A 19,193-nucleotide genomic window follows, 5' to 3' on the forward strand; every position below is an offset into this window, starting at 1 on the left:
TGCGGGCATGTACTTGCGGAAGATCCAGCGGCGGAACAAGGACGGGTCGGTGGTGCGCTACCTCCAGCTCGCCCACAACCGGCGCAAGGACGGCACGACCCAGGCGGAAGTGCTGGTCAACTTCGGCCGCGAGGACCGCCTGGACGTCGACGGGCTGCGCCGCCTGGTCGCCTCGATCAACCGCTACCTCGGCGACGAGGACGACGCCGCCGCCCCGCTGGGCGCCGAGGCCGGCCCGCTGACCGTGGAGTCCTCCCGGCCGCTCGGCGCCGGCTGGCTGCTCGACGGGCTGTGGAGACTCCTGGGCATCGACACCGCGCTGGCCTCCCGCATCGGCGGGCGGAAGTTCCGCACCGACATCGAGCGCACCCTCTTCGCGCTGGTCGCCAACCGGGCCATCGCCCCCGCCTCCAAGCTCGCCGCCGCTGACTGGGCCATCTTCGACCAGGTGATCCCCGGCCTGCAGACGCTCGCCGAACAGCACGCCTACCGGGCCATGGACCTGCTCATCGAGGCCGACACCCAGGGCGCTGTGCAGGAGGCCGTGTTCTTCTCCGCCGCCCACCTGCTCAACCTCGAAGTCGACCTGGTCTTCTTCGACACCACCTCGACCTACTTCGAACGCGACGAAGCCGACGACCCTGACGGCGAGGGCAGCAGCCTGCGCCAGTACGGGCACTCCAAGGACCACCGCAAGGACTTGCCGCAGATCGTCATCGGACTGGCCGTCACCCGCGAGGGCATCCCGGTTCGCTGCTGGATCTGGCCCGGTGGCACCAACGACCAGACTGTCATCACCGAGGTCAAGGACGGCCTGCGCGACTGGCGGCTCGGCCGGGTGGTCACCGTCTGCGACACCGGCTTCTCCTCCGAGGCCAACCAGGCATACCTGCGCCGGGCCGGCGGTCACTACATCACCGGCATCAAGATGCGCGAAGGCTCGAACCTCGCCGACCAGGCGCTTTCCCGCCAAGGCCGCTACCAGCAGGTGCGCGACAACCTGCGCGTCAAGGAGGTCCGCCTCGACGGCGATGACGGCCGACGCTGGATCATCTGCCACAACCCCGCCGAAGCCGAGCGCGACGCTGCCCGCCGAGAAGACCAACTCGCCGCAATCCGTGAGGAATTGGGGCGGATCAAGGCCGCTCGCGGGGCGGACGCGAGGAAGACGAAAGCCAAGGCGGTCAAGGACGGCAAGCGCCCGGCCGCCCCCTCGGATACGCCCCACCGCAAGGCCGAGTGCGCGCTGCGTGACCACCCCGCCCTCGGCCGGTGGCTCAAGCAGCACCCGACCACGGGCCGACTGTCCATCAACACCGCCAAGGTCGCCGCCGAGGCCCGGCTCGACGGCAAGTACCTGCTGGCCACCAGCGACCCGGACCTGTCCGCCGAGGACGTCGCGCTCGGTTACAAGAACCTGCTGGAAGCCGAACGCGCCTTCCGCACGATGAAGTCGACCTTGGACCTGCGGCCGGTCTACCACCGCCTGGACGAACGGATACGCGCCCACGTGCTGCTGTGCTGGCTCGCGCTGCTGTTGATCCGGGTCGCCGAACGCCGCACCGAGTGGACCTGGCCCAAGATCGCCGCCGAGCTCGGCCGCATCCACCAGGTCACCCTCTCCGGCCCGGCCGGCAGCCTCCAGCAGACCACCCGCCTGACCGACACCCAGGCCAAACTCTTCAAGGACTGCGGCGTGTCACTTCCGCCAAAGATGAGCGGCCTCAAGACTCCCGAATAGCCCCTGAGCTGGGAAAACATGCTCCGGAGCCGTGGGCAAACGGCCCCGGCGCTGCCTCATGCCCGTCACCGCAGGTCAGCCCACAGATCCGGCCCCGCCGTATGCCCACCAACTGTCGAACTCGGGGGAAAGCCTGACTCTCTGGTGAGTCTGGCGGAGTGGTTTGAGAGGTGCGGATACAGGGCGGGGGCCGAGCGGCTGTACCGCGCCGCCGAGGCTGCTGGCGAGACGGCAGCGGTCCTGATGCGTAAGGCCGAGGCGCGGGAGGAAGCCGGTGACCCCTGGGAGGCCGCACTGCTGTACCGCGCAGCCGCCGACGCCGGAAACACCAAAGCCATGAAGCGGTTGGCGGAAGTCCGGGAGCGGACCGAGGACTACGAGAGAGCGGAGCAACTGGCTCGCCAGGCTGCCGACGCTGGCGACCCCACAGTGCTGACGATGCTGGCGCGGCTGCGGGAGGGAGCCGGGGAGCAGGAGGATGCCGAACGGCTGTACCGTGCTGCCGTCGACGCCGGAGACACCGACGCCCAGAGGAACTTGGCAGTGATGCGGGAGCAAGCAGGGGACCAAGAGGGAGCCGAGCAACTTGCCCGCCAGGCCGCCGACGCCGGCGACCCCACAGTGCTGACGATGCTGGCGCAGCTGCGGCAGGAAGCCGGAGACCAAACAGGAGCCGAGCGTCTTGCTCACCTAGCCGCCGACGCCGGAGGTTATGTGTCCTTGCCGCGGCTGAAGGAGCGCGAGTGGCGCTGCGGCCTTGAGGCAGACGGAGCGATCGCTGAGCCATGGGTATGGCCACAGCCGCACACGTTTGCCAGCGGCTCCCCATAGAGGCTCCCCGGCGCCTGGCTCGCCGAGAACACCGATCGCGTCAAACTCCACTTGATGCCCTGCTACAGCGCGAATCCATCCCCGACGAAGATCCTCAACAACGACCTCCGATCCGCTTGCCGCCGTCCAATCGCTCGGCAACCTCGCCGCCTCCGCAGTCGCGGATGTTCTGTGGATCGCGCCGTCTCACCCAACCGCCGCGTTCATCTACTCCGCGACCTGGGTGCTCCTTGCACTCATTGGCCTGGCCCTCCCGGCCCTGTGCGGGCATAGGGGCAGTTGTGCCTTACATGCCTGCAATGAGTTCCGTGAGCTGACGTGCCATGGAGTTTGACAGGTGCAGATAAATCCGGCGGTGAAGGTGCAGTTCGGCCTGTACGACGACGTCTCCGGCAGCAAGCGGCAGCTGTGCGGCGTAGCCGTGGTTCCGGTCAGCACGGCCGTCCTCACCAAGCCCCTGCCGGGGCTCCGCCCCCTACACGGAGTCGCTGGTGTGCTCGCGCTTCGTCCTGCTCGATGAATGCCCCGGAAATTCGACTCCGCGCAATGATGCACCCGGCGCATAACGGGACGCCGAAGTACAGCCTGACCAGCGGACGTTCGGGAATCCGCCCAAGAGGAGTTGAACCACGACCCAGCACAACCGGGCCCTGTACCAACAGACAGCCTCACGAAGCCGCTACTCCCATCGCAGAAACGATGCGGACAACACATCATCCGAATTGTTCGCCGACGTGGCGCCAAAAGTGCTGACGTTGTGGCGGCAGCGGGCCGCAGTGGAGTCGCCGTCTCCCCTGCGCTGGCGCTCTCCGGAGGCGGCGGCGACACTGCTGGCCGCGCTGCTGGTAATCTCACCCCGAACTACAGCGAGCACCCCGATCTACGACTGACGGGTCAGATCTCCGGAATCGGTTGGATCGGCGACTCCAGAGCCACCTCTGGCGTGTCCTGAACCTCCTCCAGGATGTCGGCCGGCACTTCCGCCTGGCGGCCCGACGCCGTGCGAAGTCCGAGGCGATCTCCGTACACAGCATCGATACCGCGAAGGAATCGGCGTCGCAGGCGTAACACCCGGAAGAAGGGTGTGATGTGCTCACCGAGTAACTCCAGCGCCAAACCGGAGGAGCGCGTAACCCCCACATGAGCAGCGATATCGACGAGTGTGGTCGGGGCCATGGCTGCACTGGCGTTGGCCGCTAGTTCCACTACGGAACCCTTCTCTCCTGCGACGAGAATCGTGCCGGAGCGGGCGGTCACCAGATGACTCACGACGCACCAGTCGCGAGGCCAGGTGCCCGCCCAATATCGGCGTATCAACGTGGTGGCGAGGACGGGCTGTGAAGGCAGGCGGCACTCGACGAGGTCGCGAAACGCGACGAGTACAGAGTTACCCCGACTGAATGCGACGAGTGCTCCTGCCTGGGCATCTGCCAGCGAAGTGAACACCCCTGCCGACTGCCCCGACGCCTTGAAAGTGATGTCCACGGCGCCCTCACTGTTCCAGGTGATCTGACTTCGCTGGTCAGGCGTTGTCGGGACACCCGTAGCGATGCCATTCTCGTCGAGCGTGCTCATCGGTACGAGGCTCTGGTCCCGTACCGTGCCGATTTCCCCCAGCACGTGCCGAACGGACGGATGCCACGTCACCCAGTATCCGGGGCCCCATACATTGGACAGCTCGCGGATGAACGATCGCGCTGGACTTGTCATCAGTCGACTCCATAGTGCTGGAAGCAATCCGTGTACACGCTGTTCCCGAATGGAGGATCACCTTCCGGGAGTCGAGAAGTTCTCAGCAGGTCACAGGCTTCGGTTCGTGGCATCGTGGCGAGCCGTCGGCGTGCCGTCACCAGTGCGGTGGAAGGTCGCTCGGGTCCTGCCTCGTAGAAGGAACGCATGAGCAGAGCCGACGCTCCGTCGTGTGCGGGCCACAACGAGGCGACGACATTTCTTGCTCCGGCGATCAGAAATGCGCCCGGCAGGCTGGTGAACTCACTTGCCGCATGCAGCCGGGGAAGGCCCGAATCACACGCGGCGAGTACCACCAGGGCACAGTGCGGCAGATGAAGCCGCCCGGTGATCTGAGCGGCCGTGAACAACTCCATCCCCGATGCGCCGCTCGGATGAGGTGCCGCGAGTGGGTCATGCTGGCCTCTCCGGGAGACTTCCAGGCCCGAGCGATGGACGCTGCCGGGGTTGAAATGGCCGTGGCAAGCGAAGTGGACCCGGCCCGCGCTGGGCAGCGCCGCCAGCAGAGCCTCGGCCTCCGCGGCGCATGGCGCGTAATCGAGCCTGGTCGGCAGGTCTAGGGGCACGTAGGGCAGTGTGCGGGACGGATCGGCGACTGCGAGCCACGGACGACGGCCGTCGCGGTGACGCGCGCGTAACAGGGGGAGCGCCCCGGAGGTCGGCAGCACGCTCACGGCGCATTGGTGCAGCAAGGATTCCAACCCCCAGTACGGGAGGTGGAAGAGTTCGTTCTTCGGGCAGACGAAGAGGCGCGTGGGCCGTTCGAGCTTCAGTTGCCTGATGAGTTCGGCGATCGGGTCGAGCAGGACCCTGCTCAGTGCGGAGACGGCTTCGTCGGCCGCGGTACGGGTTTCCTCGATGTCCTCAGGACACGCTGCCAGATACTCCCGGCGGGTGCGTTGCAGCCGTAGCAGCAGGCGGCGTCGCTCTTTGGCGTTCCAGCCGGTCAACTCCGCCGTGGCGCTCCCATCGCCGACAAGACACGTTATGGCCACGCCCTCGTCCACACTTAGCAGATCGACCAAGACCTCGCCGGGGGCCAGCGCAGCAGCGAGTTCCTCCAAGGGCACTGGGGCGGACCGTACGGACAGCGACGTACCGAGGCGTGCAGCCGTCGCCTCAAGCTCTGTTGCCGCCCGGTTTCGTTCAGCGATCGGCCCTGTCAGAGTCCTGTACTCGGCGGCGGCCAGCTCTACGTCGACCTCGGCGGCGCGCAGCGCGAGCACAGGGCGGACCAGCTCTGCGGCGCTGCCTTTGTCCACGGTCTGCCCAAGGCGCAGCGCCTCAGTCACGACGGCAGCACGAGCGCGCTGGCCCAGCTCGAGCAGGACTCCGGGGCGAGGCTCGAGGCCAACCGGATAGGAACCCGCCTCGGTCTGCCATCGGCCGGGCTGGTAGTACACAGCCGAAGTGAACACGGCTGCGTCGTAGGCGGAGGAGAGCGCGGCAGCGACACTCTGCCGGAACTCGGTGGTGGTGGCAGTGTCGCGCAATCGCTCACCGATGTCGATCGCGGGACCGATCTCCGCCAAAGCCTCGTCCACCCTGCCACGGCTTATCAGCAGGCTGGCAAGATTGGTGCGGAACTGCACGACGCGCAGCAGCTCGCCGTGTCGGAGAGCAGTGGTGATCGCGACCCGCATGGCGAGTTCGGCCTGGACAGGTTGACCAGCCATGCTCAGGGCAACGCCGAGACTGTTACGCGCTACGGCTTCCATCCCGTGCTGGCGATCGCGGCGGGCTTCCACGATGCACTGACGCAGCAGCAAAACGGCCTCCGTGGCTCGCTCCGGGTGTCGTGCGACGAGCGCACAGGCGCGGTGCCACAGGGTGAAGGTGTCTTCGTCCTTGTCGTCGTCGGGTAGTTGTTGGCGCCAATGCAGCGCCCAATTGTGTCGCCCCACTTTCTCGGCTTCCTTGGCGGCCCCCTGCAGGAAGTGAGTGGCCCGGGCCTGGTCACGCAAGAGGTCCCACGTCATGCCGATCTCACTGAGTACCCATGCTGCGAACCTGGCGTCGCCTTCGGCGAGGGCGAGGGACCTGGCCGCCTCCAGCGCGCCGAGCGCCTCGTCGAACCGGGCGGCTTGGCGGTAGATCAGGCCGTGCTCGTAAACGAATGTCATGTGGTCGTACGGCATTGGTTCGCGGTGCCGTAGGGCTTCGTCGAAGATCCTGTGCGCGGTGCCGGCCGCCTCACAGGCTTCCGTTGGCCTGCCGAGTTGGGCGAGTACCTGTGCCTTCTCGTGCAGTGCGACGCACAGAACCTCCGGGTCGCCGAGCTGCTCCGCCTTCTCGATGACGTCGGGGCAGTATTGCTCGAAGGTCTGGTATTGCCTGGTGCGACGCAGGGCCATGAGCCGCAGGCCGTGCGCCCGGAGGGCCCTTTCCTGTTCTTCCTCTTCCTCATCGAGGAGGGCCACGGCACGGTCGAGCCGTGCCAGCGCGCTGTCACCTGCGCCCATAGTGATCAACTTGAGTGCGCCGCTGAACAGGACGCACCCCTGTATCCGGGGTGACAGCGGCTCAGCGGCCGCGTGTGCAAGGTCCGTCATAGTTGCCACGTGCAGCACCGACGACGCGGTGGTCATGGAGCCGATCAGACGCTGTACCTCGCGAAGCCGCTGCTCGTAGAAGGCGGCGGTGCGGCCTCCGGGTGCGGTCCGTAGGCGGTCCGTGGCTGCCTGGAATGCCAGTCGGCCTTCGAGGACGGCTGTTACCACTTGGGTGAGTGCGTCGTCAGTGTCCATCGTCCGAAGACCGATATGTTGCGAGAACCATATCCGCGATGGGCAACGTGTAGTCGTTCGGCAGTGCGGAGAAAACGGCGGAAATTACCTGTTGTGGATCGTCGTCCAGGAACTCAGCCAAGGAGCAAATCTGAAGCATGGTCGAAGCGACTTGAGTCACGACGCGGATGTCGGTGGGCGTGAGTCGCCGATCAGAGATCGCTTGCGGAGGCGCGAGACAGTAGAGCCAAACAAGAATCATCCCAAAACCGGGACGCGGGTCGAAGTAGTAAGGGAGATAAGGGAGATGGTCAGCGAGCTTTCCAACGTACTTCCGTATCTCGGGGATTTCCCAGACCTCCCGGGGATCACTCGGTGGCACATCGAACGAAATGATCAGTCGCCCGCGCATCGCCCTGAGGTCTAAGCCTCGCTCAGCGGCGTAAGGATGTCCGTGGTGTGAGAATCCGATGACGAACGGATAGATGTCACTGTCCGTGAGTAGGTCGGTTGATACGCGGTAATTCACTGAAGGGGCAAGAGACTGGGTGCTCTCCACTGACCCACCGTCGATCGAACGGACCTCGAACTCGGGCAGGCGGATCGTGACCCGGGCATTCTCAAGCTCTGAGCCCACCCATACGGAGAGCGTGTCGTCATTGAAATCGACCTCGTATGCTCCGGCAAGGACCACCGCGAGCTGGGCAAACCATTGCCAGTTCTCGGTTCGCTTCTTCGCCATGTCGACGTAGGCGAGGCAAGTGGCTGCGGCCGCCTCCGGGTCCGCGCGCACCAACTTTATGATCTCGCCGCTTTCCACCTCCCGAGTGCCGCCACCGCGTGAAACCCCCAGTGATACAACCTGCTCATGGAAGGTGTGACCTGGCCGGGTCTCATCGTCGCCATCATCCGGGTCGGACATTTTCACGCTCCAGTCGGAGTCGAATGCCACGTGCCGGAAGCATACAGTCACCGGTTCGAGAGCGAATCCCCATCCAGTGGATTGAACTGCCCGGAGGGAGATGTGTGCTCTTTTCCTCTGTATTTCTGGTCGATTCGTGAGGCTGTGCATCGTCAAAGTGTCTGGAGGGCCCTCGCCCAAGGCTTCGGTTAACCTCGATCTTGCATGACGGTCCGTCGGTTCTTCCGTTGGGCCGTTTCACTGTTGTGGGTTGATCGTGGGAATGCTGGTGGCCCGGCTGTCGCGTCGGGTGGGCGCCGGGTTCCACTGCTCCGGTGGGGTGATGCGGCTCGGAGGGACTCGAAGGTGCTGGTCAGCCGGGGTTCGGCAGGGCGTGGAGCCGGTCGGCCGCTGCGCTGATCACGTCGGTCCAGGGCCAGTGCGCCGCGAGGCGGAGGTATCGGCGGCGGCCGGTGGTGATGAGTTGTGCGGCGGCGGAGAACAGGCGGAGGCGAAGTTTCTTCGGTTCCCAGCGGCGGGTCTTGCCGGTCAGGGCGAGCATCGGCATCCAGGCCAGCAGGTCCAGGGCGAGCTGGACGATCTCCAGCCAGATCTGGTTCTGCGCGAAACCGTGCAAGGGGAGGTTGCGCAGGCCGGTGGAGCGGGCGTCCCGGATGTGGTCCTCGCAGCGGGTGCGCTGGCGGTGGCGCAGTTCGAGCCCGGCGATCGCCTCGCACATCGCCGACCTCATTCGGCATGCAAAGACGTGCGGCATCGACCCGGGCGTCGTCTGCCCGGACGACGGCCCGGAGTTCATCGCCCTGCAGAACCAGGTGCGGGCCGAGCTCAAGGTAGAGCCCCGCAAGAAGCCCGAGCTGGCCCGCGACAGCGGCCGCCGTCCGATGTGCGACGGCTGCAGCTGACCACCACCCGGCCCTCACCCCCTCAGGGAGGGATACTCAATGACGGTGACGACGACCCAGCGCCTCCTCGACCTCGCTGCGGCGGCACCGGCCAGCCACGACGAGGACCTGGTGCTGCTCCTGCGCGAAGGCAGCGAGCTGTACCAGCAGGGTTTTGAGGACCTGCGCGACACGGTGGCGGCCCGCTTCGCCGGGCTGCCCACCAGCGATGTGGCGGAGGCCGCGACCGCGGCCGGGATGCCGTGCGACGTTTCCCAGGACCGCGACGAGCTGCTCCTGCTGCTCGCCCTGGCCGAGTGGGAGATGACGCCGGCGGCCCTGGCCTACACGGAAATGGCCGAGGCCGCGGCCCGCCGCGGCGTGTGCCTGATCCCGGAGGAATGACCTCTTCCCCGCACCGCCCCGGAAAACCTGGGCAGCGCACTGGACCCCCACCCCAAACTCCTGCCATTATGTGAGTTTCGAGCCGGGCAAGCCGGCTCGCCTCCGACAGGACGGACGGTTCTGCCATGACCTCGCGCCGTGAGCCTCGCCTGGCCGACGCTGCCGAGATCGCGGCTGAACAGGGCCTGACGCCCGCACGGATCAGCGGCCTCTACACCGAGCGTGCCGAAAACGCGGCCGGCGTGCCGTTCCCCGAAGTCGCCGACATGCGCGGCCGCGCCCGCCTGTGGGACCACGCGAAGGTCACCGAGTGGTTCGCCCACCGCCAGCCGGCACGCCTGCGCAAGCACACACCGCCAGCCCGCGATCCGCAGGACCTGCTGAACGCGGCGGAGGCCTCGAGGTTCCTGGGCTACAAGAACCCCAACCAGGTCACCACCTTCGTCCGCGACCACCCCGGGTACTTCCCCGACCCGGACGTCGTCGAAGAACTGGGCACCGCCGACAACCCCTACCGCCGGCAGCAATGGCGGGTGCAGACCCTGCTCGACTGGATGGCCACACGGCCCGGCCGCGGCAAGCACGCCGGCGCGCAGCGCACCGCCCCCGCACTGCCCGACGTCCCCGTCGACGGCGACCCCGACGAACTCCTGGGAGCCACGCAGGCCGCGGCGCTGCTGAAGTTCAAGAGCGTCAACTCCTTCTCCAGCAGCCTGTCCCAGGGCAACCTGCCCTTGCTGGAAACCCCCGACGCGCTCACGGAGAACGGCGGGCGCCGACGATGGACGCGCCGGCGAATCCTCGAGCAGGCCGCACAGCGCGGTTCCGGAAAGTAGAAACCGGCGGTGAGCGCACAGCAGCCCACCGCCCCACATACGCGGCATCCGGTTACGGGTCGTTGGTCCCTTGCGGACCGGGTGTCGCACGATGGCCGGCATGGCGTGGCTCGCCACCACGCCCCGCAGCAGCCCCGGCTGCTGCGGACCGGCCATCGCCCCGTTTGGTCACAGGCCTCCACACTCCCCTGCACGAGAAGGCCGTCCTCGTGCGCCGGCGCGGCCGTGGTCGGGCCCATGGATGCCGGCCACGGCACACACCACGAGGCTGTTTCAAGTCCGTGACCATGGTCGGGCCTTCGTGGTCGGGGGTCTGGTCGGGGCCGGCGGGTTTCCTCGGCAGCAACCGAAGGTTTCCGTCGGAGACCGCCACGGCCGCGAAAGGAAACACCTCATGCGCAGCGCCCCACGGAGCACTCCGGCGACGAGTTCGGCCCCCACCCCCGCCGAGCCCCTGGCCCACCAGGTGCTGGCCGGGCTCGCCCAGCACCGCATCGCCACCACCAGCCAGTTGCGCCGGATGCTGCGACCGGACGGCACGCGGCAGTTGATGTCCCGCGTGCTGAACAGACTGCGCACTGAGGGCTTCGTCGACTGCACGGTGCTGCCGGACGCGAACCGAACCCGTACCAACGCCTGGTACCTCACGCCGGACGGCGCTCGGTTGACCCGGGACCTGCCGGTGCTGCGGGGGCGGCCGCCCTACCCCATCACCTCGACCACGGCCGCGTCGCTGAAGACCCCGCACACACTGGCCGTCCTACGCGCCCACCTTGCCTTCGCCGAAGACGCCCGCCGGCTCGGGCACGAGCACGGTCCCTGGGACTGGACCCCCGAGGTGTCCCACTCGATCGGCGAGGGTGAACGGATCGTCGCCGACGCGGTCATGTACTACACCGTCGCCGAGAGCGAGCACCGGCGAAAACTGCGGGCGTTCGTGGAAGTCGACCGCAGCACCATGAGCAGCGAACGGCTGGCCGTGAAACTGATCGAGTACGCCCGCCTGTTCCAGTACGAGGCCCAGCCCGTCGGCCGGCGCAGGCAAGCCGCCGCAGGTCCCGCCTGGCTGCGCTGGTATCCGGTCTTTCCCCGTGTGCTCTTCGTGCTCACCGGTGCCTCCCGAGCCAGGCTGGAGAATCGAATGAGCGATCTGCAGGCGATGGTTGCTCAGCACCCGCTTGTCTCAGCCCTCGCCCGCGAGGTCCGACTTGGAGCCGCCGTACTGGAAGACCTTGAGCAGCACGGTCCTGCCCGGGACGTGTGGCAGCCTCTGGCCGGCGGCAAGCCTCGCGCGTGGACAGACTTGTGAGCCTTCTGCATGAGATGTCCACCCCGAAGCCGCGCCGTCCCGCGCAGCGGCCGCCGAGCGGACGGGCATCGGCCTGGCCGCCCTCCAGGAACGAGGCGACGTCTGCGGCACGGTTATGGGGTGTGGCCGTCGCCAGCCGACACCAGACGACCGGGCGTCTGTCGGAAGACTCGGCGGTGCTCAGTGTCTGTGGTCAGCGCTCGGCGGTCCGGTGCTCGGCCCAGGCCTGTGCCGCGCGTTGCATGGGCTTGGCCCAGTTATCTGTGCTCTGGTCCGCGATGGAGTCCCACAGTCGGCTCTGGACGCGGGCGAGGGCGTCGAGGCCGGCGGGCGGTGCCAGTACCCATGCCGGGTGGGCGGCGGCCTCGCGCTCGGCCTGGCCGGGGGCGTGGCCTTGGGCGATGAGCCACAGCAGCCACAGCGCGGGGTCGATCCACGCGGCGCCGGTGGATGCCCATCCCCAGTCGACGAGCGTGGCACCGCGGTCTGTCATGAGAACGTTGTGTGGGTTCCACTCGGTGTGGAGCAGGCTGCTCCCGGTGAACCATGAAAGGTCGGCGGGGTCGTCGACGTACGTCCTGAGCCGGTGGGGCATGCTCTTCAGCTCGATGTCCGGGGCCGGTACGTCGGCCAGCCGCGCCATGGTCGCCATAACCGCGGGAAGGTCGGGGGATCCGGGCGCGAAGTCGGCGTGCCCTCCTTTCGCGTACTCGAAGCCGAGGAGACTCCATCCGTCGTCTTGGATGTGCCAGTGGAGCTCAGGGGCGATGCCCCGCACACACCGGTTGATGTCCTCCTCCCGCTTTTGCGTCCACACCCGGGGGTGATCGAGCGGCAGGCCCTTGACAAAGAGCGTGCGGTCGGTCGTGCGCACGCGGGCGGCGATGGCACTGTTCAGGCCGGCGTTGATGGTCCCGACGTCGACAACGGGGCCGCTGGCCTTTTCGATCAGCCGCAGCACGGTGTCTGGGAATTCGGTCAGACGCGGGGTGGGCACTGGGGTCTCCTAAGGGGGTGCGGTGCCGGGGCCGCGAGCACGCGCGCGGCCCCGGCCGGGGGGCTCTAGTTGTACGGGTTGTCGTCGCCGCAGCCGGGTACGGTGCCGGCGGTGAGCGCCTCGACGTCGGTGATGAGGAGAACCTCCTCCAGGTCCTGGATTACGGGCTGCGGCTTGCGCGTGAGTTCGACCATGACGGCAGTCATGTCGCCTACCTCTCTTGGTGTTGGCAGTAGTTGATGAGTGGTGCCTTCGCCTCCTGGAAGACCTTCGCCACCGGCCTGCACACCCGACACGAGTCGGACAGCGTGCAGCCGCTGCATCCTCCGGTGCGAAGCATCAGGGACTCGGCGATGGCACCGAGTCCGGCCAGACCTTCCACGCCGTCGGCGATCAGGTCGATGTTCGGTTCGCGGCCGACCTTGCAGATCGAGGCCCGTCCGAAGGGGTCGGCGTGGAAGAACGTCACGCCGGCCGGGCAGCCGGTGAACGGCGCCCGGTTGGTGAGGTACTGGGGTGACTGCGACGGCAGCGGCTCCGCGGTGCCGTGGATCGTCGGTGAGATGTTCGCGTACTCCCGGAAGGGCACGCCGAGTTGCCGGGCCCACTCCCTCATGGCGTCCACCTCGTGCGCGTTGTCCTGCACGATGATCAGGCTCAGGTCGATGTTCAGCCCGGCGTCGACGGCCATGTGCAGGCCTTCGCGGAAGCGATCGAATCCGCCGCGGCGGCGGGTCACCGCGTCGTACGTCTCGGCCGTTGCGCCGTACACGCTCAGCGTCAGCTTGGTCGGCGGATACGTGCGCAGCAGGTTCAGCATGTGGGGCTTGCGGAGCCGGGACCCGTTCGAGAGGACTTCGAGCTGCATGCCCATCTCGTAGGCGAGTTGGTAGGACTCGGGGAAGTCCGGGTCAATGAGCGGTTCGCCGCCGGTGATCTGGAGCCAGATCACGCCGGCGTCGCGCATGGCGGCCAGCAGCTGACGTTTGCCCGCCATGTCCAGGCCCTCGAACTTCTTCGCGCCGAGGTAGCACATCACGCAGTCGAGGTCACAGCCCAGGTTGATTTCCCAGGTTGCGCGGCTGAACTCATACGGTCCCGCCTCCCGGATCAGGAGGACGTCGTCAATGCTTCGACCGGTCAGGTCCATCTGCCACTGCGTGCGTGCGGCGTCGACGAGCCACTGGGGCACGGTGCTGGGCGCCGCCGCCAGGGTGGGCAGCTCATCGAACTTGGCGTGAGGGAGCTGGATGGCCTTGGTGCTGCCTGGCCGCAGGATGAGGCGCCGCCCTCCGAACGGTGTCGCAACGAGCTGGTGCACGTCGTCTTCCTTTCCTGTGGGTCAGAGGTCTGTCGGCTGGCGCCGGGGTCCCGAGGGGAGCGTGGCCCCCGGCGCCTTTTTCCGCCCGCGCCGAATGCCGTTTGCAGTACGGGCGGAGCTTGTGACCTGCCCGAGGGCCAGGGCCCGGAGGGCATCCGGGAGCTGCCGGGCAGGGGTCTATGCGGCCAGCCTCAGCTCCCGTAGCAACTCCTCCAGGTCGACGACTCGGAACGCAGCAAGCCGGCGGACGAGTTGGGATGCGAGGAACGTGTCGAGGTTGGGGTGCCCGTAGGGCAGGGGGCTGTCCGGCTGGGCGACGACGTGGACGCCCTTGTTGTTGAGTCCGTAGAGGGTGCCGTGGACGCCGTACAGGGGAGCGCTCTGGGCCAGGAACACCACCGGGTTCTGCGTGAGGTGTGGGCAGAGCTTGGCCGCGGCGCGGGCGTGCCTGGGGCACACCGGCGGCTGGTTCGTGAGGACGCTCTGCTCGTTGGGACTCTGGTCGTTGGGCCCGGCGAGGAAGATGTACCCGAGGAGGGTCCGCGCGGGCTCGGTGCAGACCTGGCAGCGCATCATCTGCATCGTCGCCAACTGCCGGTGCGGATGCATGAGCTTCCACTGAGGAGCCCCGGTCGGTTGCTTGCGCTCGTCCACGGGGGTGAACCCGCAGCGCGCCCACAGCGTGCCCCTCAGGTCCCTGTCCCGGGGGTCCTCATCCCGGTAGTAGAGCCGCAGGCCGGAGCCCTGTCGGTAGATGACGAGGTTGTTCGGCGCCGGCTCCTCCCCTTCCCGTTGCGTGATGTAGGGGATCAAGGCCGGTTCGGTCGGGGTTCGCACGGGGCGTGTCTTCTCCCTGTCTGCTGTCGTGGCGGTGCGTACCGGAGTCATACCGCCGCCTTGAGGCACTGGTTCGCCACGAGGCGCTCCAGGAGCTGATCCACGGTCCAGGCCATCCGGCGGACGTGCCCGACGGCGTGCCAGTGGTCCCCGGGCAATGCCTCGCAGCGGATGGCGCGCCCGGTCGTGACGAGCTCGGCGACCTTCTGGTCCTGCTGGTCCACCTGCGAGGTGAGCGCGAGGTTCACAAGCCGGATCAGGTGGCCGCGCAGCCGCAGCGCGATGTCCTCCATCTCGTCCTCAGTCGGCGTGTAGTCGTCCAGGACGACCGCGAGGTCATCGAGCAGGAGGCCGTCCACGTACGGCGCCCACCGTTGGACCTTCTTGAGAGCCCACCTGAGCCGGCCCAGGTCAAAGGGCACGTCCGCTGGCCGCACCGCGTGCTCCCAGCGCGGGAGGGCGCCCGGGGCCGTCACCGCTGCTCCCCGATGGGGACGTCGGCATCGGTGAGGAGCTCGGCCCAGACCTCTTTACCCCACGGCCGCCTGCCCGAGCTATGCAGGTCATAGCCCCAGCGGCAGGCGACTGCGTCGATGAGCAGCAGACCGCGGCCCGCCTCGTCGTCATCATCGGCCGGGCTGAGAACCGGCAGGCGCCAGGGCGCCTGGTCCAGGACCCCGACACGTACCCATGTCGTGCTCGGCCGCCCGACAGTCAGGCGGATCGACTGGCAGGAGGTGTGCCTGACGGCGTTCGCGACCAACTCCGAGATGATCAACTCGGCAAGGCCGGCGAGGTCGTCAAGGTCCCATGCGCCGAGGGCGTCACGGACGAGCTTGCGGCCAATCTCGGCCGTGGACGGCTCGCACCGACACGTCCGGCTGTAGGCAGGGTGGTCGGCGGGGTCGGCCTGAACTCGCGTACTGAGACTCGTCATTGGGGTGGAGCCTTTTCGTCGTCTCGGTGCCCGCCGCCCCTCGCGGAATGAGTGAGGGATGCGGGGCCGTACACAACAGCTAACCCACCGTCACCGTGCGTTGTGCATGACGGAGTTGGCGGTACCGCTCACGCCGCTACTGACGAATTGACCCGCCCTTTACTGTCGGTTGCGGGTCACACCTTCTACCGTGGGGCTCATGGCGGAGACCAGAAACGAAGACTTAGCCGCCTGGATGTCGGCTCACTCCATGTCGGCCGCAGAGCTGGCAGACGCAGTGAATGACGCCATCAACGACCTCACAGGGAAGCCCGGCACCGCGTCGGAGCGGACCGTTTTCCGCTGGTTGTCCGGCGAGAACCAATGGCCGCAGGCACGGCAGCGCATCGCGTTGGAGATCGTCACCGGCCGCACCATCACGGATCTAGGGTTCGTGCCTCGGGGGAAAAGGAAGACCGTCTCAGCGTCCCCACCAGCGCCACCGGAGGACACCTCAGTGCACCGCCGCCGTTTCGTCGGGGCGGCCGCCGGTACCGCCGCCGCCGTCGCCGTACCCCTGGCCAGCGAAGGCTCCCGCCCCTCTCGCGTCGGCACTTCCGACGTGATCCGGCTCCGTGATCACGTCGAAAACCTCGTCGAGCTGGACGCGACGCGCGGCGGACACACCGCCCTCGAGCGGGCCGCCCTCGCGGGAGCCTCCGAAGCGCTCGGCCTCCAGAAGCAGTCCACCACGCAGCGCGTCCGGCAACGTCTGTTCGCCGTCGCCTCCGACTTCACCGCAACGGCCGCCTGGAGCATCATCGACGCCGGGCTGCTGGACAACGCCGGCCGACACCTCGACCGCGCGCTGACGCTCGCAGGTATGGCCCAGGACTCCGAGATGATCATGCAGGTGTGGAATCTGCGGGCCATGCTCGCCCGGCAACGCGGTGACTACGCCGAAGCGGTCGCCGCCGCCCAAGCCGCCCAGGCGACGACCGTCGCCCGCCGCAGTCCGATGCATGCCTCCCTCGCCCACGCCCGGACCGCAATCGGTCTCGCTCACTCCAAAGACGACCGCGCGGCTCTGCGCTCCCTAGGCCGCGCCGAGATCGCCATGACGAAGGCCGACATGACCGCCCCGCTACCCGTCTGGATGGCCTTCTACGGGCCCGCGGAGCTCCACTCGATCACCGCCATCGTGCAGGACGTCGTCGGCAAGCCGGCAGAGTCTGAAGCCGCCTCCCACAGGGCTCTCGCCGCCCTGCCCAAGGCGTACCGCCGCAACCGCGCGAACACCACCGTCCGCCTCGCCCTTGCACAGCTCCATCAGGGCGACCTCGAGCAGGCAGTCACCACCAGCGGTGACGTGTTCGAGATCATGGCCGGCGCCCCGATCCCCGGCCGGATGCGCCAGGCCCTCGGCGACTTCCAACGCGACCTGATCACCATGGCGCCCTCCGCGCACATCGCGCACGAGTGGATCGACCGCTACCGGACCGAATGGAGCACCCCTTGACCACGGCAACCGTCGAACTCCGCCATTACGGGCACGACGACCTACAGCAGATCCGACAGACCCTGCTGGATGTGCACGCGGATGCCTACGCGGACGAGATGGATGACGAGTTCAACCAGCGGTTCCCCTGGTTCGTCGACCATTGGGGCGGACATCCCGGGTTCGCATGCGTGATCGGCTATGAGGACGGGCAACCAGTCGGCTTCGCCTACGGCGCCCCGGCCACCCCGGGCCGTGAGTGGTGGCGCGAGCACGTGAGCACCCCGCCGGCCGATGACTCGACGTTCTCTCTGTCGGAGCTGATGGTGCGCCCAAGGTGGCGTAAGACCGGCACGGCCGAGCGGCTGCACACGGCTCTGCTGGAGAGGCGACCCGAGGCCCTTGCCGTCCTCCTGGTCGACCCCGACCACCCCAAGGTGCAAGGCCTGTACGAAACGTGGGACTACCGCAAGGTCGGAAACCGCCAGCCGTTCCCGGACTCACCGAACTTCGCCGTGATGCTCCGAGAACTCCGCCCCGCCTGATCCACTACCACCACGGCGGCCCGCTCCCCCGAGGCGGGCCGCCGGCATCCCAGCTGTAATGCTTGCACTTTGTGTAGCACTTGCTGCACAGGTCCAATCCCACGGCCGTCGTAGTCCTGGTGCTGGTCTGGCTGAAGCTCTGACGCTGGCGGGAAGTGGAGCAATGACGGGAGCGGCCCGGCCCAGCCGGGCCGCTTCATCCATTTGCGGGCGACCTTGAACCTGCAGACCAAGACTGACGAGGCTGGCAATCACCCTTGGGAATGAGCGTCCTCTCCGGATGCGGGGGTTTCGCGTCTGAGGTTTTCGGCGCTGCGGCGCACTTTCTGGCGAGGCACGAGTAGAGCAGACGGTGCGGCCTGCCTGGTCGGACGCCCCGTGACGCCGTCCACTTCCCTCGGGACAGAGGGCACCCCCCGTCCGGAATGATCTACAACGGCTGCCGTAGAGGCAGTCCGCCCCCCTACATTGAGGCGGTTGCGGATCCGCTCTAGTTGCGCTCAGGAGACTCAGCCCGCGCACGCGAAGATCATCACGATCGGATAAATGTCCCCAATTGACGGCAACCACACAGATTCACCATGAGTCCCACACCTGCAGGTTACATCTCAATGTCCGGGGGACCATGGGTCAGCAGTCCGCGCTCGCGGTAGGCCCCTTGCGACTCCGCGAGCCACTGCAACGGCGTGGCGGACTCACTTGGCGTTTGCGGGCGACGGGGCGCGGTGCAGAGGTCCATGGAGAGGCCGGTGTCCGCGAGGGCGCTGTGGTGTTCCGTTCGATGTTGGGGGCGGCGAGGCCGTGCAGGCTCCGGCGGGGATCACCTTGGCGATCGCACTGCCGATTGCCCTGTCGACCTTACGTTGCGCATGCCGCACCATGGTTCGAGTCAGTCCGATGGTTCGCCATATCGTTGTCGACGACGAGGAGTTCGGAAACCGATGACGCCGTACAACCACTCCCATGAGGCCGATCTGCGCGAGATCGAGACGGCCCTGGAGCAGGCTTTGGACGTGGTGCGCAATGTTCCGCGCGAGAGCCTCACCGCGGCGGAGTGGCTCGAGGCATCGGCGAAGATCGGCAGCCTGCAGGCGCAGGCCCGTGAGGCGTCGGGGCGCATGCGGCAGGCGCTGTTGGGATCGGCTCGGACCGCGATTTTGGCCTATCTGCGTGCGCACGCGGGCGAGCCGGTGCCTGCCGCGGCTCTCGAGGGCGTGGCGGGCATTCAGGCGTGGACCCGCCGAATCCGTGAGTTGCGGACTCCCTTCGGGTGGGATGTCGAAAGCGGTACCTGGTCCGCGCAGATGCAGAAGGACCAGTACCGCCTGGTGGCCGATCGTCTCGACGCGACGGCGGCCGATGACGACCGTCTCGCCACGGCCATCAGTGGAAAGACCTCCAAAGAGCGGGTTTTGGAATACCTGTTGCACCTGAGTCCCTGGCCGGTGAGTCCGAAGCGACTGGAGAAGGTGGCGGGCACACCCACCTGGCGGCAGGACATTCAGGAGCTCATTGGCGAGGGCTGGCTCATTCGTTCGCACGAGGACGACCCCCAGCTCACCCCGGGGTTCTATCGCCTGGCGCGGCTTGAGGACTGAGCGGCGGACAACACCCTGAATGGGTCACGTGTTCTATTTCGTGGTTGTGGTGTTCATTCCGCTTCGATTGATATGGGCGAC

Annotated in this window: 18 protein-coding genes and 1 pseudogene; 9 read left to right on the forward strand and 10 right to left on the reverse strand. The window is 67.4% G+C overall.

What is annotated here, in order from left to right; all coding sequences use genetic code 11:
• Positions 1–7 precede the first annotated feature (7 nt).
• The 3 genes from F7R91_RS33430 (at position 8) to F7R91_RS33440 (ending at position 3,092) form a co-directional block, all read left to right on the forward strand.
• Positions 8–1,741, forward strand: a complete 1,734-nt coding sequence (locus tag F7R91_RS33430; protein WP_150955686.1) for an IS1634 family transposase — start codon at positions 8–10, stop codon at positions 1,739–1,741.
• A gap of 144 nt (positions 1,742–1,885) precedes the next feature.
• Positions 1,886–2,572 (forward strand): tetratricopeptide repeat protein, encoded by a 687-nt coding sequence (locus F7R91_RS33435; RefSeq protein WP_150955689.1) that lies wholly within the window; start codon positions 1,886–1,888, stop codon positions 2,570–2,572.
• Between the two features lie 337 nt (positions 2,573–2,909).
• Complete coding sequence (locus F7R91_RS33440) at positions 2,910–3,092, forward strand: hypothetical protein (RefSeq protein ID WP_191971740.1); 183 nt, start codon at positions 2,910–2,912, stop codon at positions 3,090–3,092.
• A 374-nt stretch (positions 3,093–3,466) separates the two neighbouring features.
• Here the strand turns inward: F7R91_RS33440 and F7R91_RS33445 are convergent, their stop codons facing one another.
• The 4 genes and pseudogenes from F7R91_RS33445 to F7R91_RS33460 form a co-directional block, all read right to left on the reverse strand.
• A complete protein-coding gene (locus F7R91_RS33445) occupies positions 3,467–4,147 on the reverse strand; it encodes a hypothetical protein (RefSeq protein WP_150955692.1) in 681 nt (226 codons plus the stop codon).
• 134 nt (positions 4,148–4,281) lie between these two features.
• A complete protein-coding gene (locus tag F7R91_RS33450) occupies positions 4,282–7,068 on the reverse strand; it encodes a CHAT domain-containing protein (RefSeq protein ID WP_150955695.1) in 2,787 nt (928 codons plus the stop codon).
• On the reverse strand, positions 7,058–7,999 hold the full coding sequence (locus tag F7R91_RS33455; protein ID WP_150955699.1) for a hypothetical protein: 942 nt from the start codon (positions 7,997–7,999) through the stop codon (positions 7,058–7,060). Before F7R91_RS33455 ends, F7R91_RS33450 begins: the two co-directional genes overlap by 11 nt.
• A 322-nt stretch (positions 8,000–8,321) precedes the next feature.
• A pseudogene (locus F7R91_RS33460) lies at positions 8,322–8,675 on the reverse strand (transposase); the annotation flags it as partial.
• Between the two features lie 235 nt (positions 8,676–8,910).
• On the opposite strand from F7R91_RS33460, the gene F7R91_RS33470 reads away from it, so the two are divergent.
• The 3 genes from F7R91_RS33470 (at position 8,911) to F7R91_RS33480 (ending at position 11,400) form a co-directional block, all read left to right on the forward strand.
• Positions 8,911–9,255 (forward strand): hypothetical protein, encoded by a 345-nt coding sequence (locus F7R91_RS33470; RefSeq protein ID WP_150955703.1) that lies wholly within the window; start codon positions 8,911–8,913, stop codon positions 9,253–9,255.
• A gap of 125 nt (positions 9,256–9,380) precedes the next feature.
• A complete protein-coding gene (locus F7R91_RS33475; protein WP_150955706.1) occupies positions 9,381–10,091 on the forward strand; it encodes a hypothetical protein in 711 nt (236 codons plus the stop codon).
• Positions 10,092–10,485: 394 nt separating this feature from the next.
• On the forward strand, positions 10,486–11,400 hold the full coding sequence (locus F7R91_RS33480; protein ID WP_150955709.1) for a replication-relaxation family protein: 915 nt from the start codon (positions 10,486–10,488) through the stop codon (positions 11,398–11,400).
• Between the two features lie 193 nt (positions 11,401–11,593).
• Here F7R91_RS33480 and F7R91_RS33485 read toward each other — a convergent pair whose 3' ends face one another.
• From F7R91_RS33485 to F7R91_RS33505, 6 genes are all read right to left on the reverse strand, one after another.
• Positions 11,594–12,397, reverse strand: coding sequence for a protein kinase family protein (locus F7R91_RS33485; RefSeq protein ID WP_225320924.1), 804 nt, complete (start codon positions 12,395–12,397; stop codon positions 11,594–11,596).
• Between the two features lie 65 nt (positions 12,398–12,462).
• Complete coding sequence (locus F7R91_RS42275; RefSeq protein ID WP_191971741.1) at positions 12,463–12,603, reverse strand: hypothetical protein; 141 nt, start codon at positions 12,601–12,603, stop codon at positions 12,463–12,465.
• A gap of 5 nt (positions 12,604–12,608) precedes the next feature.
• The gene (locus tag F7R91_RS33490; protein WP_150955712.1) at positions 12,609–13,718 is read right to left on the reverse strand and encodes a radical SAM protein; all 1,110 of its coding nucleotides are present in this window, start codon (positions 13,716–13,718) and stop codon (positions 12,609–12,611) included.
• 177 nt (positions 13,719–13,895) lie between these two features.
• A complete protein-coding gene (locus F7R91_RS33495; protein ID WP_150955715.1) occupies positions 13,896–14,555 on the reverse strand; it encodes a hypothetical protein in 660 nt (219 codons plus the stop codon).
• Between the two features lie 47 nt (positions 14,556–14,602).
• Positions 14,603–15,031, reverse strand: a complete 429-nt coding sequence (locus F7R91_RS33500; protein WP_225320925.1) for a DUF6415 family natural product biosynthesis protein — start codon at positions 15,029–15,031, stop codon at positions 14,603–14,605.
• The gene (locus F7R91_RS33505) at positions 15,028–15,492 is read right to left on the reverse strand and encodes an ATP-binding protein (RefSeq protein WP_150955718.1); all 465 of its coding nucleotides are present in this window, start codon (positions 15,490–15,492) and stop codon (positions 15,028–15,030) included. The genes F7R91_RS33500 and F7R91_RS33505 overlap by 4 nt, the downstream gene beginning before the upstream one ends.
• Positions 15,493–15,691: 199 nt before the next feature.
• Here F7R91_RS33505 and F7R91_RS33510 point away from each other — a divergent pair, with 199 nt between their 5' ends.
• From F7R91_RS33510 to F7R91_RS33520, 3 genes are all read left to right on the forward strand, one after another.
• On the forward strand, positions 15,692–16,990 hold the full coding sequence (locus tag F7R91_RS33510; protein WP_191971742.1) for an XRE family transcriptional regulator: 1,299 nt from the start codon (positions 15,692–15,694) through the stop codon (positions 16,988–16,990).
• Positions 16,987–17,514 (forward strand): GNAT family N-acetyltransferase, encoded by a 528-nt coding sequence (locus F7R91_RS33515; protein ID WP_225320926.1) that lies wholly within the window; start codon positions 16,987–16,989, stop codon positions 17,512–17,514. Before F7R91_RS33510 ends, F7R91_RS33515 begins: the two co-directional genes overlap by 4 nt.
• 941 nt (positions 17,515–18,455) lie before the next feature.
• On the forward strand, positions 18,456–19,112 hold the full coding sequence (locus tag F7R91_RS33520) for a hypothetical protein (RefSeq protein ID WP_150955724.1): 657 nt from the start codon (positions 18,456–18,458) through the stop codon (positions 19,110–19,112).
• Positions 19,113–19,193: the final 81 nt, after the last annotated feature.

It is taken from the genome of Streptomyces luteolifulvus, assembly GCF_008806595.1.
GTDB classification, from domain to species: Bacteria; Actinomycetota; Actinomycetes; order Streptomycetales; family Streptomycetaceae; genus Streptomyces; species Streptomyces luteolifulvus.

Excerpts from the sequence above, each read along its gene's own strand:
- F7R91_RS42275 (WP_191971741.1), bottom strand. The coding sequence starts at position 12,603 with ATGACTGCCGTCATGGTCGAACTCACGCGCAAGCCGCAGCCCGTAATC.
- F7R91_RS33480 (WP_150955709.1), top strand. The coding sequence starts at position 10,486 with ATGCGCAGCGCCCCACGGAGCACTCCGGCGACGAGTTCGGCCCCCACC.
- F7R91_RS33445 (WP_150955692.1), bottom strand. The coding sequence starts at position 4,147 with ATGAGCACGCTCGACGAGAATGGCATCGCTACGGGTGTCCCGACAACG.
- F7R91_RS33475 (WP_150955706.1), top strand. The coding sequence starts at position 9,381 with ATGACCTCGCGCCGTGAGCCTCGCCTGGCCGACGCTGCCGAGATCGCG.
- F7R91_RS33510 (WP_191971742.1), top strand. The coding sequence starts at position 15,692 with ATGGCGGAGACCAGAAACGAAGACTTAGCCGCCTGGATGTCGGCTCAC.
- F7R91_RS33450 (WP_150955695.1), bottom strand. The coding sequence starts at position 7,068 with ATGGACACTGACGACGCACTCACCCAAGTGGTAACAGCCGTCCTCGAA.
- F7R91_RS33470 (WP_150955703.1), top strand. The coding sequence starts at position 8,911 with ATGACGGTGACGACGACCCAGCGCCTCCTCGACCTCGCTGCGGCGGCA.
- F7R91_RS33520 (WP_150955724.1), top strand. The coding sequence starts at position 18,456 with ATGACGCCGTACAACCACTCCCATGAGGCCGATCTGCGCGAGATCGAG.
- F7R91_RS33505 (WP_150955718.1), bottom strand. The coding sequence starts at position 15,492 with ATGACGAGTCTCAGTACGCGAGTTCAGGCCGACCCCGCCGACCACCCT.
- F7R91_RS33430 (WP_150955686.1), top strand. The coding sequence starts at position 8 with ATGTACTTGCGGAAGATCCAGCGGCGGAACAAGGACGGGTCGGTGGTG.